General features: G+C 60.3%; 13 protein-coding genes. 6 read left to right on the top strand and 7 right to left on the bottom strand.

Features of this window, described 5'->3' with window-relative positions:
• Positions 1-53 precede the first annotated feature (53 nt).
• The gene (gene coaD, locus BMZ66_RS00670) at positions 54-521 is read left to right on the top strand and encodes a pantetheine-phosphate adenylyltransferase (RefSeq protein WP_092668084.1); all 468 of its coding nucleotides are present in this window, start codon (positions 54-56) and stop codon (positions 519-521) included.
• Positions 522-528: 7 nt separating this feature from the next.
• On the opposite strand, the gene BMZ66_RS00665 is transcribed toward coaD, so the two are convergent.
• Together BMZ66_RS00665 and BMZ66_RS00660 are read right to left on the bottom strand one after the other, a co-directional pair.
• Positions 529-1,008 carry a hypothetical protein gene (locus BMZ66_RS00665; protein ID WP_143079995.1) on the bottom strand — a complete coding sequence of 160 codons (480 nt, stop codon included), beginning with the start codon at positions 1,006-1,008 and terminating at the stop codon, positions 529-531.
• Positions 1,009-1,024: 16 nt separating this feature from the next.
• On the bottom strand, positions 1,025-1,729 hold the full coding sequence (locus BMZ66_RS00660; RefSeq protein ID WP_092668082.1) for an NUDIX hydrolase: 705 nt from the start codon (positions 1,727-1,729) through the stop codon (positions 1,025-1,027).
• Between the two features lie 136 nt (positions 1,730-1,865).
• Here BMZ66_RS00660 and BMZ66_RS00655 point away from each other — a divergent pair, with 136 nt between their 5' ends.
• Positions 1,866-2,369, top strand: coding sequence for a metallophosphoesterase family protein (locus BMZ66_RS00655; protein WP_092668081.1), 504 nt, complete (start codon positions 1,866-1,868; stop codon positions 2,367-2,369).
• A gap of 800 nt (positions 2,370-3,169) precedes the next feature.
• Here BMZ66_RS00655 and BMZ66_RS00645 read toward each other — a convergent pair.
• Positions 3,170-3,601, bottom strand: a complete 432-nt coding sequence (locus BMZ66_RS00645; protein WP_092668079.1) for a hypothetical protein — start codon at positions 3,599-3,601, stop codon at positions 3,170-3,172.
• Between the two features lie 234 nt (positions 3,602-3,835).
• On the opposite strand from BMZ66_RS00645, the gene ltaE reads away from it, so the two are divergent.
• Complete coding sequence (ltaE, locus tag BMZ66_RS00640) at positions 3,836-4,915, top strand: low-specificity L-threonine aldolase (protein WP_092668078.1); 1,080 nt, start codon at positions 3,836-3,838, stop codon at positions 4,913-4,915.
• 90 nt (positions 4,916-5,005) lie between these two features.
• Here the strand turns inward: ltaE and nhaA are convergent, their stop codons facing one another.
• Positions 5,006-6,205, bottom strand: a complete 1,200-nt coding sequence (gene nhaA, locus BMZ66_RS00635) for a Na+/H+ antiporter NhaA (RefSeq protein ID WP_092668077.1) — start codon at positions 6,203-6,205, stop codon at positions 5,006-5,008.
• 204 nt (positions 6,206-6,409) lie between these two features.
• On the opposite strand from nhaA, the gene BMZ66_RS00630 reads away from it, so the two are divergent.
• Positions 6,410-7,063, top strand: a complete 654-nt coding sequence (locus BMZ66_RS00630) for a metallophosphoesterase family protein (RefSeq protein WP_092668076.1) — start codon at positions 6,410-6,412, stop codon at positions 7,061-7,063.
• Positions 7,064-7,096: 33 nt separating this feature from the next.
• Entirely contained in the window at positions 7,097-7,729 is a 633-nt protein-coding gene (locus tag BMZ66_RS00625) for a DNA-3-methyladenine glycosylase family protein (RefSeq protein WP_092668075.1), read from the top strand.
• A 226-nt stretch (positions 7,730-7,955) separates the two neighbouring features.
• Here the strand turns inward: BMZ66_RS00625 and BMZ66_RS00620 are convergent, their stop codons facing one another.
• Positions 7,956-8,495 (bottom strand): 2'-5' RNA ligase family protein, encoded by a 540-nt coding sequence (locus tag BMZ66_RS00620; protein ID WP_092668074.1) that lies wholly within the window; start codon positions 8,493-8,495, stop codon positions 7,956-7,958.
• 6 nt (positions 8,496-8,501) lie between these two features.
• Complete coding sequence (locus BMZ66_RS00615) at positions 8,502-9,083, bottom strand: DUF1572 family protein (RefSeq protein WP_092668073.1); 582 nt, start codon at positions 9,081-9,083, stop codon at positions 8,502-8,504.
• Between the two features lie 157 nt (positions 9,084-9,240).
• On the opposite strand from BMZ66_RS00615, the gene BMZ66_RS00610 reads away from it, so the two are divergent.
• Positions 9,241-11,943: an AsmA family protein gene (locus tag BMZ66_RS00610; protein WP_092668072.1), complete on the top strand. Its 2,703-nt coding sequence runs from the start codon at positions 9,241-9,243 to the stop codon at positions 11,941-11,943.
• A gap of 181 nt (positions 11,944-12,124) precedes the next feature.
• Here BMZ66_RS00610 and BMZ66_RS00605 read toward each other — a convergent pair whose 3' ends face one another.
• On the bottom strand, positions 12,125-13,162 hold the full coding sequence (locus BMZ66_RS00605; protein ID WP_092668071.1) for an SMP-30/gluconolactonase/LRE family protein: 1,038 nt from the start codon (positions 13,160-13,162) through the stop codon (positions 12,125-12,127).
• Positions 13,163-13,302: the final 140 nt, after the last annotated feature.

Here is a 13,302-nt window from a genome sequence, read left to right as displayed (position 1 = left end):
TCGAGTAACTCGTAGCCCTGAACTCATACCTTGTATCTCATAACTCCCTACTCATGTCCCGCATCGCCATTTTCCCCGGGTCGTTCGACCCCTTCACCAACGGGCACCTCGACATTGTGCAGCGCGGTGTGGGCCTGTTCGACGAGGTGATTGTGGCCATTGGCACCAACAGCAGCAAGCAGCGCTACCTGCCCGTGGAGCACATGCAGGCACTCATTGCCGAGGTGTTCCGGGACGAGCCCCGGGTTTCCGTCCGCACCTTCAAGGGCCTCACGGCCGAGTTTGCCCGCGAAGTGGGTGCAAAGTATTTGCTGCGCGGCCTGCGCAACAGCCCCGACTTTGAGTACGAAAAGCCCATTGCCTACGGCAACCAACATGTGAACCCGGCTCTGGAAACGGTTTTTCTGCTCACCTCGCCCGCGCTGGGCGCCATCAGCAGCACCATCATCCGCGACATTCACCGCTACGGCGGCAACGTGGATGCTTTTGTACCGTTCGCGATGCCGCAGCTGGCTAGCTAGCTGCCGCCTATTGGCTTACCTGGGTGGCTATCACCCGCACGCCCATGATGTTGCTGATGTGGTTCGCCTCAAAAACGGGCAGCACCAGGTACCGTTCAGAATTGAGGCTTAGGTTGGCCTCGGCCATAAGTTTGTCTTCGTCGGAACCCAGAAGCAGCAAGTTGCTCACCCGCCGCGTGCGGTAGTCATAGGAGGCAACCAGCGCCAGCCCCTTGTGACGAAACAAAAGGGTGGAATCCAGTTGTTCGTTTTGTTTGGCCAAAGGCACCAGAATGGGGTCGACAAAGCCTGCTGGCACGGGCCGATGGGGCCCAATCTTTTGATTAAGGCCGTCGATGGACAGCGTCAGCAGGCTGGGCACGTCCAGAATAATTTTATGCTGAACCATGGCCGGAGCAGTGCCCGTGGTCCGGTCATGCGCAGGCTCGTGGGAGCCCGAGCAAGCCCCCACACCCAACGCAAAAAACAGCAATACAATCGGTCGCATAGACCGCAATATAACTCTATTTCCCAGCGGCAGGCGTTGCCTTGGCTGGCTTGCCGGCCATGGTGTTGAGGTAATGCCGCACCACCAACGCAATTGAGGCATAAGAGTCCTCAAGCTTGGCCAGAGCTTCCTGCGGCGACATCCAGCGCACTTCCTCGATATACTCCTCGGTTTGCGGCTTCATCAGACTGTCGTCCAGGCACTTCATTAAGTACCAATTGGTTTTCTTCAACATCTTATTACCCTTGTAGGCATAGCTGTGCCAGGTGCTGGGCAATTTTTCGCCCAGCTCCAGCTTGATGTTGGTTTCTTCTTCTACCTCGCGCAGGGCGCCGGCCGCGGTGTCTTCGTCGCTCTTGAGCTTGCCCTTGGGTAAGTCCCACTTGCCAAGGCGGTAAATCATCAGCACCTGGTCGTCTTTTACCACCAGTCCACCGCCGGCTTTGGCAATCTTGAACTGGTCTTTGAAGTGCAGAATCACGTGCTTCTTCTTTTTCACCAGCATGGTGAGGGAATTCAGCTTTTTGAGCTTCTTCACCTCCATCAGGCGCAGCAGCCGGTCGATGAACAACGGCCCCGCGTCGCGCACCAGCACATCGCCCACCAGGTCTTTGGAGGTAAACTCGTCGTCCGGGTTCAGAATCAGGTCGAACTTGTGCTTGTACACTTTTTCGCTGAGCTTTTTGATAACCAGCGGTATGTCGTTGATGAAAATATTCATCGGGATAGGCGTATTGAGAAGATGATGACGGGCAGCGAGTGGCGCCGGGGTCAGTAAATTAAGAAAAAATATCCTCGGGCAACGGCTGCAAGATACGGGGGCGTACCGATTTGCCGGTCTGCCGCATCTTTGCGGCATGACGCGAATAGGCTTGCTTTCCGATACCCACGGCTACCTCGACGAACGAATAGCGCATCATTTGCGCGATTGCGACGAAATATGGCACGCCGGAGACTTTGGCGATGCCCGCGTGGTGAACGAATTGCAGGCCCTATCGCCGCGCTTTCGGGGCGTGTACGGCAATATCGATGGCTCGGACGTGCGAGCCACACAACCGCTAGTGCAAGACTTTGAAATTGAGGGCTTGCGCGTGCTCATGACGCACATCGGCGGCTACCCCGGCCACTACGCGCCGACGGCCCGTCCCCTGATAGCGGCGGCGCGACCGGGCCTGTTCATCACCGGCCATTCGCACATTTTGCGGGTGATGCCCGACAAGAAACTGGGCCTGCTGCACCTGAACCCGGGGGCGGCGGGCCGGCATGGGTTTCACCAGGTGCGCACGCTGCTGCGCTTCGGCATCGAGGCCGGGAAGGTGGTAGACCTGCAGGCGGTGGAGCTGGGCAAGCGGGGCAGTTAGAGGGAATCTATAGCGCAAGCAAGAAGAAGCAGCGCAATTGTAGCGCACTCGCAAGAAAGGCGAAAGGTGTGAGGGAACATGCGGGCAGCTATTCGAGCCTGCTAAAAAGCTTGATAAGTCCGTTCCTCCGTAGATGAATCTGTGCCACCAAAGTATTGCCGTAGGGTGTAACGCAACCGTAAAGTGCCGGCCGTAAACTCGATTACCTCGTACGGAACAGTGGCTCCCACTATGTGGGTGCCCAGGGCCAGGGTCCTCTCGTTGTCCGCCCAGTTCCACGAACTGGTTACCGTTTGCGAAAAGGTGGGGTTGCATGTGGTTGGTCCTTCATCGTAGACCATGGACTGGTCTGGCCGAAAACGTATGAAATTGTCCCGTTCGCAGGCGGGAATAGTCGCGTAGGCGTCAACAGTTGTGCTAACGCCTTTCGAGACAGAGACGACCGTGGACGCAGCCAAGCGCCAGTTGTTGGTCGTCAAGAGTTCTGTTTTAGAGGGCGCCGAGGGGTCTTGCCCTTTTTTGCAGGCTGTTAGTCCAATACAGAAAAGCAACAGTAGTAGATTTTTTTTCATCTATGGTAGCAAGGTGGGTTACAGAAACAGCACTTCGTCAATAATTCGCGTAAGCTATGGCGTTCCGCAATTTCTATATTCGACTCTTTTCGCGAGTTAGGCTCCGCGAAACTTGCCCCAATGCAGGGGTCTCTCCTAGCACCACAAAACAACAAGCCCCGCTACCTGAAAGCAGGCGGCGGGGCTAGTAGACGGAGCCGCACGCGGATGCGACCGGCTCGTGGGTAATTAAAGCGCGATTTCGGGCTTGGGGTGCTCGCCAGCCTGGTCGTCTTCGTTCACGGGCTTGGTTACGGCTTCGGCATCGTCGAAAGACTCGGCGTTGTCGGCAGCAGTCGAGTCGTTAGAACCCGAAACAGCTTCTTTCACCGACTCAACTGCGTCGGCTACTACTTCTTTTACTTTTTCAACAGCAGCAGCAGCGGTGTTTTTCACAGCATCGACGGCGCCAGTGGCATTTTCAACGGCAGCGGCGGCGGTGTTTTTTACAGCAGCAACTGCACCGGTGGCGGTTCCGGTGGTGGTGAAACGCGACTTCAGCTCTTCCAAATCAACGTTTTTCAGAACGGGCGTGCGAAGCAGCTCCTTGATGATGTGCTGCTTGTTGTTGGCACGGGCAATGTTTTTGCGGTGCTTGCGCTTGAGGCGGGTAACGGTCATGATGCCGGAGTGGTTAAAGTCTAGGGGCTTACGAAACGGAGGGCAAAAGTAAGGCTTTCATTTTGAAAGTGCAAGCCCATGAGGCATTTTGCTGAATTACTGCGTATTCGGCCTAGCTAGAGCGGACAGGCTGCGGGCGTTACTTTTGCTTTGGCGACAGCCTTTATTTTTCGTGGCGGCCCAGGTGCCCGCTCCGACTTCTGCTATCTTTTCCAACAAGCCCGGCCTGGTTTTATGTCCTATTCCACTCTTTCCGTCGATAAGTCAGCTAGCGCTTCCTCCCTGCCCGTTGTCGACCTCCGCTCCGATACCGTAACCCGCCCTTCGCAAGCCATGCTCGCGGCCATGATGGCCGCGCCGGTTGGCGACGACGTGTACGACGAAGACCCCACCGTGCGCCGTCTTGAGGAAATGGCGGCCGCGCGCTTTGGCATGGAAGCGGGGCTGTACTGCCCCTCGGGTACCATGACCAACCAAATTGCCATCAAGGCCCACACCGAGCCGCTGAGCGAAGTTATTTGCGAGCAGACGGCCCACGTGTACCTGTGGGAGGTGGGCGGCATTGCGTTCCACTCCGGGGCCTCGGTGGCGCTGCTGGCCGGCAACCGCGGCCGCCTTACGGCCGAGCAGGTAGAGGGCGCCATCCGGCCCGAAAACCTGCACTACCCCACCACCCGCCTCGTGTGCCTGGAAAACACTCACAACCGCGGCGGCGGCAGCTGCTACAGCTGGGACGACATGGCCGCCATCAGCGACGTGGCCAAGCGGCACGGCCTGGCCCGCCACCTCGACGGGGCCCGCATCTTTAACGCGCTGGTGGCCACTGGGCAGCGCAGCCAGGACTACAGCCAGCTGTTTGATACCATTTCGGTGTGCCTTTCCAAGGGCCTGGGCGCACCGGTGGGCTCGGTGCTGCTGGGCTCGGCCGATTTTATTAAGAAAACCAAGCGCATTCGTAAGGTGATGGGCGGGGGCATGCGCCAGGCCGGCTACATTGCCGCGGCGGGCCTCTACGCCTTGGAAAACAACGTGGAGCGCCTCGCCGACGACCACCGCCGCGCCACCCGCCTGGCCGACGTGTTGCGCCAGCAGCCCTACGTGACGGATGTGCTGAACCCCGAAACCAACCTCGTTATCTTCCGGCTGCACGACAGCCAGCCGGCGGCTGAATTCCTGGAAACGCTGGAGCAGCAGGGCATCCGGGCCAGCAGCTTTGGGCCTCAGTGGATACGCTTCGTCACGCACCTCGACGTGGACGACGCCGGCATTGCCCGCGTGGAGGAAGCCTTGCAGCAGGTAGCCCAACTGGCTTAAATGCTGGAACCGGCCTTAAAACGCCAGAACGGTGCAGCCACGTTTTTATGCGTGGCTGCACCGTTCTGGCGTTTAGGTTGAAACAGCTTTCTACGCCTTCAGCGACGTGGCTGGAGACGAGGCTTCGTCGGCTTTTACTGCTTCTTCAACTTCCTCGGGGTTGTTGGTGAACCAAAGCACAGCGGCGCCTAGGCTTGCGGCAATGGCCGAGCCAATAAGCACCGCCAGTTTGGAAACGTCGACGGCGGCAGGGTCGCGGTAAGCCAGGGTGGCAATGAAAATGGCCATGGTGAAGCCGATACCAGCCGTGAAGCCCAGCCCCAGCATCTGACGCCAGTTGACCTGCGAGGGCAGTTCAGCCATGCCCACCTTCACCAACAAAGCCACCACGCCCACGATGCCCAGCGGCTTGCCCACCAGCAAGCCCAGCCCGATGCCCAGCGCCAGCGGCGAGGTGAAAATGGGCCCCAGGCCGCCACTCAGTACAATAGCAGTGTTGCAGAGCGCGAACAGCGGCAGCAGGATGTAGTTGACGGGCCGTTGTAGCGCGTGTTCAATGCCTTCGATGCGGTGCTGCGGAATGGTGAGGGCCAGCAGCACCCCGGCCACCGTGGCGTGAATGCCCGATTCGAGCACGCAGAACCACAGTAGCACGCCGAGCGCCAAATAGATACCGAGCTTATCAACTTTCAATCGGTTGAGGAGCAGCAGCAGAGCAAAAATACCGGCGCCTCCCACGAGGTAGCTCAGATGCAGGTTGCCGGAGTAGAAGATGGCAATGATGAGCACGGCCAGCAAGTCGTCGATGATGGCCAGAGCGGTGAGAAAGATGCGCAGACTGGCAGGCACGCGCTTGCCCAGCAGCGCCAGGATGCCCAGCGAAAAAGCAATATCCGTAGCCGTGGGCACAGCCCAGCCCGACGACCCCGGCGTGCCGTGGGTGAACGCCAGATGCACCAGCGCCGGCGCGGCAACGCCACCCACAGCCGCCAGAGCAGGCAGCAAGGCCTGGCGCGGCTCCGACAGTTCCCCGTCGACAACCTCGCGCTTGATTTCCAGGCCCACCAGGAAGAAGAAGATGGCCATGAGGCCATCGTTTATCCAGTGCGCCACGGACTTATCGAGAGGTCCGTAGCCCACGTGTAATTCCCACAAAGACAAATAGCGGGCGCTTGCCGCAGTATTGCTGAGCACCAATGACACAATGGTGGCCAGGATGAGCAATAGCCCGGCTAGTTTACCACTTTCAGATAATTCCCGAATGGGACGAAGGACGCGACGAATGGGCATAGGGCAGCTAAGGAAACGACGGCCAGGGCGGGTCGTTGGGGCACAAAAGTACCGCTTACGATTTCCCCAGCTCCGTTCAGCCTAGTTCTTGAGTTTGCTTTGTTAGTACGGGCAAGCCCGTTCTATTGATTTAAAAGCGCGAAAACAGGCGACCAAATTGGACGCTGCCGGACCCAAAAGCCCGCTTTGCACGTTCTCTTCACCATGAATATTTTCATTGTTGGCGATGTACACGGGTGCTTCCACACGTTCGGCGAGGTGCTGACGCACTGGCAGCCGGCCACCGACCATCTGATTCAGGTAGGCGACCTGGTGGACCGCGGCCGCTACGTGGTGGAAACCGTGGAGCTGGCCCGCCAGCTAAGCGAGGCGCACCCCAGCTCCACCACGTTTCTGATGGGCAACCACGAACAGGGCATGCTGCGGCATTTCGGACCAGCGGGTCCTTACCCGAGTTGGTTGCTCTGGGGCGGCCGCAGCACGCTGGAGCAGTACAAATGCCAGCCCAAGAAGCTGGCCCTGCACCTGCCCTGGCTGGCCGAGCGGCCGCTGCACTGGCAAAACGACCACCTGCTGGTGAGCCACGCCGGCCTGGCCGATTCGCCCCACGCCAACGACCCCACCCACCCCGACGGGCTGCTCTGGCGGCGCGGCCCCCTCAAAAAGCTCAACAAGCTGCAGGTGGTGGGCCACACCCCCACTCCCAAGGGCCAGCCGTTGACCGACACCGCCACCAACACACTCTACATCGATACGGGCGCGTTCCTGCGCCGCCACCTGACGGCCGTGCGCCTCTCCCCCACAGCCGAGCTGCTGGACATTGTTTCGGTGCGCACCCACCGTCAGGATGTTCGCTGAAGACTTGCTGTTTGCCCCTTACCTTTTTGCCCCATGATAAACCAAGCTGCCATTCAGCACCTGTCTGCCGCCGACCCCCTCCTGGGCAGCCTGATTGCCCGAGGACGCGAGATTCACCCGCGGCCGCACGAAGACCTGTACCTCGCGCTGCTGCGCGCCATAGTGAGCCAACAGATTTCGACCAAAGCCGCGGCCGCCATCTGGAAGCGTTTCCAGGCGCTGTTTCCACCCGAGGGCTACCCCGAACCCCGCGAAGTGCTGCAGATGGACGAAGACCTGATGCGCAGCGCGGGCCTCTCGCGCCAAAAGGTGGGCTACCTCAAGGCCATTGCCGAATACAACGAGCGGGGCCTGCTCGACTACGAGCACCTCACGGGCCTGTCGGAGGAAGCCTTTACGCTGCACCTTACCACCATTCGCGGCGTAGGGCGCTGGACAGCCCAAATGCTGCAGATGTTTGCCCTCGACCAGCCCGATGTGTTTTCAGAGGGCGACCTAGGCGTGCAAAACGCCATGCGCAAGCTCTACGGCCTGGAAGAAACCGGCCGGGCCCTGCAAAAGCGCATGCTGCAGATTGCCGAAAGCTGGCGGCCCTACCGCACACTGGCCTGCAAGTACCTCTGGCAGTCGCTGGACAACGGCACTCAGATTCCGCCCACAGTTTGAATTCAATTGACAGTTGACAATTGAGTCGCCTGTCATTTCGAGGAGGCACGACGAAGCAATCCGTCCTGTAAAAACCAGACAGTTTAACGAAACGAAAAGCCCCGGTTCTGCGCAGAGCCGGGGCTTTTCACATTATATAGGCTTGTCGCTGAGAACAGGACGGATTGCCGCGCTCCGCTCGCAATGACTCATGCGTCAATTGTTAATTGCTAATTGTTAAATGAATTCAATGTTTGCCTGTTAGCTCAAACATCTCTTCGCGCACAAACAAGTCTCCCTTTTTCCGCAGAATGGCCAGATTGTTTACGTTCAGGCGCAGGTTGTAGGTTTCTTCGTTGAGGTGGCCGAGCACGGGGCCTAGCAGGTCGGGCGTGGTGTCGTGCAGGGCCAGGGAAATGTGCGGCAGCCAGCGTTCGGGGCGGTAGTAGGTACCGGCGTGGCAGAGCGGCGAAGTGACGTCGAGGACGCGCTGGTGCAGTAGGTTCAGGTCGTTAGAGCGAAGCACCGGGATGTAGATGACCGGATTTTTGCCTGGAAATACCCCCAGCCCGGTGGTAAAGGCTGAGAAGGGCGGCGTGGTAGAAGCCACCTCGCGCAGCATGGCTTTCAGCTCGTTGAGGCGGCGCGTACCGGTGAGCAGGTAGGTCAGGTGCGGGTCGGGGGTGTCCTGCACATCGTCGAGCCCGAATTGGGTTTCCAGCTCTTTTACAATGCGATTAATGCGCTGGGCATTGCGGGGGTTGAGCAGCGAGGTGATGGCGAACATACCGGACTAAACTGGAGAAGAGCGTTCTGGGTTGGCGCGAAAGTGCATTTGCTGATTGAACTGCTCGCTCTGCCCGCGCGGAATGCTGAGAGACTGGAAGGCTTCGCCCCGAATGATTTTGGCCAGCTGCACCAGCTGGCCAGCGTGGCTAGCGTAGTGTGCTACCTGGCGCTGAATGGCCGCCAGCACCGTGTGCGCCTCGCCCCGGATGCTTACCGAGCGCAGCAGGTCGTTGGGCTGCAGGCTGTCCAGCAAAGCGAAAAGCATGGCCCAGGCGGCCTCCCACTCGGCGCGCAGGGCCGGCACGGCCGCGGCAGACTGGGGTTCCTCAAACTCGGCATCGCGCCGGCGGCTGGGCTTTTCGCCGTCGGAAGTCAGGAAGTCGGTGAAGCGGGAGCGCAGGTTGCCCACCATATGCTGCACAATGACGGCGGCGCTGTTGCTGCCAGGCGCCGGCTGATACAGCCACTCGGCGTCGGAAATCTGGGTTAGCGCGCGGTCGCCCAGGGCTTTGTAGGCCCGGAAGTTTTGCCGGAAGGCAGCCAGCAGAGCGGCGCCGACGGCCTCGGATGCAGCGGGGGTGAGCATGGGCCAAAGTAACGCCAGCCCCGGCAAACAATTTGATTCGGGAAAGTATTTGAATCCTTCTACTGGTCGGGGAAATCCCCGCTTTCATCGAATTCAAGCCACCTGGCACAACCATGGCCGGGCCCTTTTTCGTTACGCTAGCATCGCTCTTATCGCCGTGCCTGAAACCCTTGCAACTGCCGATTCTTCTGCTGCTGCTTCGGCTCCGAAGAAAGCCGCTACCACCCCACGGCCCCGCCGGTGGGGGCGCTGGCTGCTGGGCATTGTAGGACTGCTGCTTGTGCTGGCTTTCGTGGCTCTGCAATTTCTCGACCCCTGGCTGCAGCGCAAGCTGGAAAAACAAGTGGCCACTCAAACCAACGGCCAGTACCGCCTGCAAGTAGGCGAGCTGCGCACCAGCCTTTGGCAGCGCGCTATCCGGCTGCGAAACGTGCGCCTGCGCCCCGCCGCCACCGTGGCCGACACCCTGCCCCGCGTGCGCCTCGACGTGGAACAGCTCAACATTACGGGCATCGGTCTGCTGGCCCTGCTGCGCAAAAGCGTGGTTCCCATCGATAGCGTGGTGCTAGACTCTGCCCGTATCGAAGTGCTGGCCCTGGCCCAAAAGCCCACCAAAAACGCCGGCAAGCCCCTCCACGCGCAGCTACCGATGCAGCTGAAGGGCCTGGAAATTGGCTACCTCGGCCTACTGCACACCCAAGCCCGCTACCTGCCCGCAAGCCCGACCACGGCAAAATTTGAGCGGGCCGACCTCAGCGCCCGCGAATTCCTCATCAGTCCGGCTGGGGCCGCCGACACCCAGCGCCTGGGCTACGCGGCCAGCTGGCGCCTGGCCATGCAGCAAAGCGAGGGCCATGCGGCCGGCCACCGTTTTGCCGTGGCCGGCCTGCTGCTTTCTACTGATGAGAAGCAGCTCCAGCTCGATTCAATTCGCATTCGTCCCGAGGGCCCTGGCCAACCCCAAAAACCCAAGCTCGACCTGGTCCTTCAGCGCCTGCGCCTTACCGGGCTTGAGGCGGCCGCGCTACAGCATCAGCGACGTTTCCGGGCCGACTCGCTGCTTGTGCAACAGCCGCAGCTTGCTTACACCGCGGCCCAGGCGCCGGCCAAAGAAGCCAAGGGAACTCCTCTCCCCTATTTTGAGAAATTTGACCTGGCCCATTTGGCAGTAAGCGGCGGCAACCTGCGGGTGAAGGGAACTGCGGAGCCCACCGAAATCCAGCGCATCGATATTGGCGCCGCGGGCCTGCACTATACCGCCGGGGCAACGCCCGACTTGCAGCGCCTGCTCTACGCAAAAAGCTGGAACGTAGCACTCGGCCAAACCCGAAGCACGGTGGCCGCTCATGCCCTCTCGCTGGCCAGCCTGCGCCTGGCTTCAGCCGCGGGCACCCTTGATTTGCGCTCGCTGCGCGTTCGGCCGCCCGCCCCGGGCCAGGGTAAGCCGGGGGGCATTCGGGTCGACCTCACGCTGCCCAGTTTGGCCCTGACCGGGCTCGATGCCGCCGCCCTGCAGCACCAGCAGCATTTTAAGGCCACCGCACTGGTGCTGAACGAGCCGAAGCTGACTTTCACGCCCCCAAAGCAGCCACCGCCCCCGGTTTGGAAGATTCTTTCAAAGTTTCTGCGCCGCTCCGATCTGGCCCAGTTCAAGGTGAACAAGGCCGACTTGCAGATTGGCGGCCTGCGCCACTCGCCCGAGGTGTTCGACCTCAACCTCACCGGCCAGTCCATCCGCATCGACTCCCTGACCGCCGCCGCGCCAGACCGCATTGCCTATGCCCGCTCCTGGCAGGCCAATTCCGGCCTCGTCACGGCGCCCTTCGACCCACCTTACTACCGGGCCAGCAGCCAAAAAATGCGCCTCGACACCAACGCCAAAACGTTCCGCTTCGACGGCTTGGCCCTCACGCCGAAGTTCTCGGCCGTGGGCATGAACCTGCACAATGGCTACCAGGCGCCCGCCATCAGTATCAAGGTGGCGTCGCTGGCGTTGAGCGGGCTCGATTTTGCCGCTCTGGTTCGCGACACTGATTTCCGCATGGCGAGCGTGGTTGCCCAAAGCCCGCTGGTGCACATCGCCTCCGACGGCCGTGGCCCCATCAACCCCAACATGTCCAAGGTATCGCCGGAGGAAATGCTTAAGCTGCCGATGGTGGTTGATGTGCGGAGGCTCGAAATCAAGGACGGCAACCTGTATACCACTTACCGCAGCCCACTCACGCCGATAATCGGGACGTTGAGCATCAACCGGTTCAACGGCACGTTTTACAACCTGAGCAACGACCGCAAGCGCCAGACGCCCGCCACGCCCCTCACCGGCAAGGCCTATACCTACCTGCAAAACCGCTGCCGGCTCGACGCCAACGTTTCGATGTACCTGCTCGACCCGCTTGGCCGCCACCGCGTGTGGGGCGTCTTCGGCCCCGGCTCCTTCGCCATGCTCAATTCCATGACCGTGCCCACCCGCCTGGTCAAGTTCAAAAGCGGCGACGTGCGGCGCATGCGCTTCGACTTACAGGCCGACCGAAAGGGCGTGACGGGCACCACCTGGACCGAGTACTCCGGCCTGCAGATGACCCTGCTGAGCTATAAAGAGAGCGAAGAAGAAATCAAAAAATCACTCTTCAGCCGCGTTAAATCGAAGGTGGTGAATGTGGTGGTGGTTCGCGACCAAAACCCACGCAAGCGCGGCGAGCTGGTGACCGGCGAAATGACCTCGACCCGCGAGCCCCGCTTCTCGGTGTTCACGCTCTGGCGGCAGGGCATTGTAAGCGGGCTTTTTCATAACGTGGGCGTACCCCAGAAAATAGCGCAGAAGCTCAGCGAAAGCAAGGACGAAGGCCCCCTGCCCAAATAGACTACCGCTCCGGTCCGACCGCCCTAGGCGGTCCGACCGGTTGTCGTTGGTTCGGTTACCGTTTTGGCTTCAACCGGTCAGACCGCTTAGGGCGGTCGGACCAGCGAATTCGGCAAAAGAAAAAGCGGCTGCCTCAATAGAAGCAGCCGCTTTTTAGCGTCTTAGATGCAGCAATCCTAGCTTATTGGAAATCAACCCGATTGATGCTGTATTGGCTCACGGCCGGCATCTGGCTCGAGAACAGGGCGTTGAGGTTGGCGTAGAGCACGTAGCTGGCGTCGTCGCGGCGGGCCAGGGTGGTCGGGAACTGGGGCGGCGTCACGAACGTGCCCGACAGCGTGGCCGAGGTGAAGCCGTTGGTGCTGGCCATCCGGAACACCCGGGCCTGGGCGTTGCTCACTACCTGCAGCGTGTTGTTGTCCTGCAGCAGCATGCCGTCGGCGGCCGTCAGGTTTTGGGTGGTGGTCACCTGCGTGAAGCCAGCGGGGTTGTTGAGCGGCACTTTGTAGATGGCGCCGTTGTCGGATTTGGCCACTAGCAGGTATCCGTCGGGGTGAAACACGATGCCGTTGAAGCCGAAGGCACCGCCAGTGGGTGGCGCCAGCCGGGTAGCGTCTTCCAGAAACACGGTGGGCGTGTTGGTTTGGGCGTCTACTTTGTAAATAATGTTGGCGAAGCTGTCCGTCACGTAGGCATTGCCTTGGGCGTCGACGGCCACGTCGTTGGCAAAATGACCAAGGGCAGGCCGCAGGCTGCCCAGTTCCACAATGGTGGGCGCGGCCGCAGCATTGGCATTATTAAAAATTGCTAGCCGGGCCAGCCTGCCCTGAGTGGCGGCGGTGCTGCGCTGCTGGTTGGCGCCCGGGTCCGAAATAGCCACCAGCACGCGGTTGCGCGGAGCGTCGAGGAGCATGCCAATGGCCGACACCAGCCGGGGCTCGTCGGGAAAAGCGGTGCTGTAGGTGCCGTCGTCCTTCACCTGGCCCACCCGGCCCGTGGTGAGAGAAGTCACCAAAAAGCGGCTATTGGGCGCGTCGTACTGCACGCCCTCGGGGTACAGGCCAGCCTGGGTGAAGGCAATGGTGGCCGGGGCGGGCGGAGTAGTCATGCCCGTGTCCTCGTCCTTGGAGCAGGACGAGAGCAACAACAGGCCCATCAGGGCCACCGGAACCAAGCGGGTAGAAGCAGCCACGCGGCTGCGGAGACGGAAGTAAGACATGAAGAAGAAGGATTAATGAACAAGAAAGGATGATGCAGAACGTATTCGTGTACGAACATTGTTTATACCGCCGAGCATGCTTTTTAGTTATGAATTAGGCCTTCCGGCAATTTTGACTGACGGGCTCCAATCGGGCGCCG

This window comes from Hymenobacter arizonensis, assembly GCF_900115775.1.
GTDB classification, from domain to species: domain Bacteria; phylum Bacteroidota; class Bacteroidia; order Cytophagales; family Hymenobacteraceae; genus Hymenobacter; species Hymenobacter arizonensis.
Note: the sequence above shows the minus strand (reverse complement) of the source record. Positions and strands in the feature narration are given on the sequence as shown.

Coding starts and splice junctions, on each gene's coding strand:
- coaD (WP_092668084.1), top strand. CDS start 54: ATGTCCCGCATCGCCATTTTCCCCGGGTCGTTCGACCCCTTCACCAAC.
- BMZ66_RS00665 (WP_143079995.1), bottom strand. CDS start 1,008: ATGCGACCGATTGTATTGCTGTTTTTTGCGTTGGGTGTGGGGGCTTGC.
- BMZ66_RS00660 (WP_092668082.1), bottom strand. CDS start 1,729: ATGAATATTTTCATCAACGACATACCGCTGGTTATCAAAAAGCTCAGC.
- BMZ66_RS00655 (WP_092668081.1), top strand. CDS start 1,866: ATGACGCGAATAGGCTTGCTTTCCGATACCCACGGCTACCTCGACGAA.
- BMZ66_RS00645 (WP_092668079.1), bottom strand. CDS start 3,601: ATGACCGTTACCCGCCTCAAGCGCAAGCACCGCAAAAACATTGCCCGT.
- ltaE (WP_092668078.1), top strand. CDS start 3,836: ATGTCCTATTCCACTCTTTCCGTCGATAAGTCAGCTAGCGCTTCCTCC.
- nhaA (WP_092668077.1), bottom strand. CDS start 6,205: ATGCCCATTCGTCGCGTCCTTCGTCCCATTCGGGAATTATCTGAAAGT.
- BMZ66_RS00630 (WP_092668076.1), top strand. CDS start 6,410: ATGAATATTTTCATTGTTGGCGATGTACACGGGTGCTTCCACACGTTC.
- BMZ66_RS00625 (WP_092668075.1), top strand. CDS start 7,097: ATGATAAACCAAGCTGCCATTCAGCACCTGTCTGCCGCCGACCCCCTC.
- BMZ66_RS00620 (WP_092668074.1), bottom strand. CDS start 8,495: ATGTTCGCCATCACCTCGCTGCTCAACCCCCGCAATGCCCAGCGCATT.
- BMZ66_RS00615 (WP_092668073.1), bottom strand. CDS start 9,083: ATGCTCACCCCCGCTGCATCCGAGGCCGTCGGCGCCGCTCTGCTGGCT.
- BMZ66_RS00605 (WP_092668071.1), bottom strand. CDS start 13,162: ATGTCTTACTTCCGTCTCCGCAGCCGCGTGGCTGCTTCTACCCGCTTG.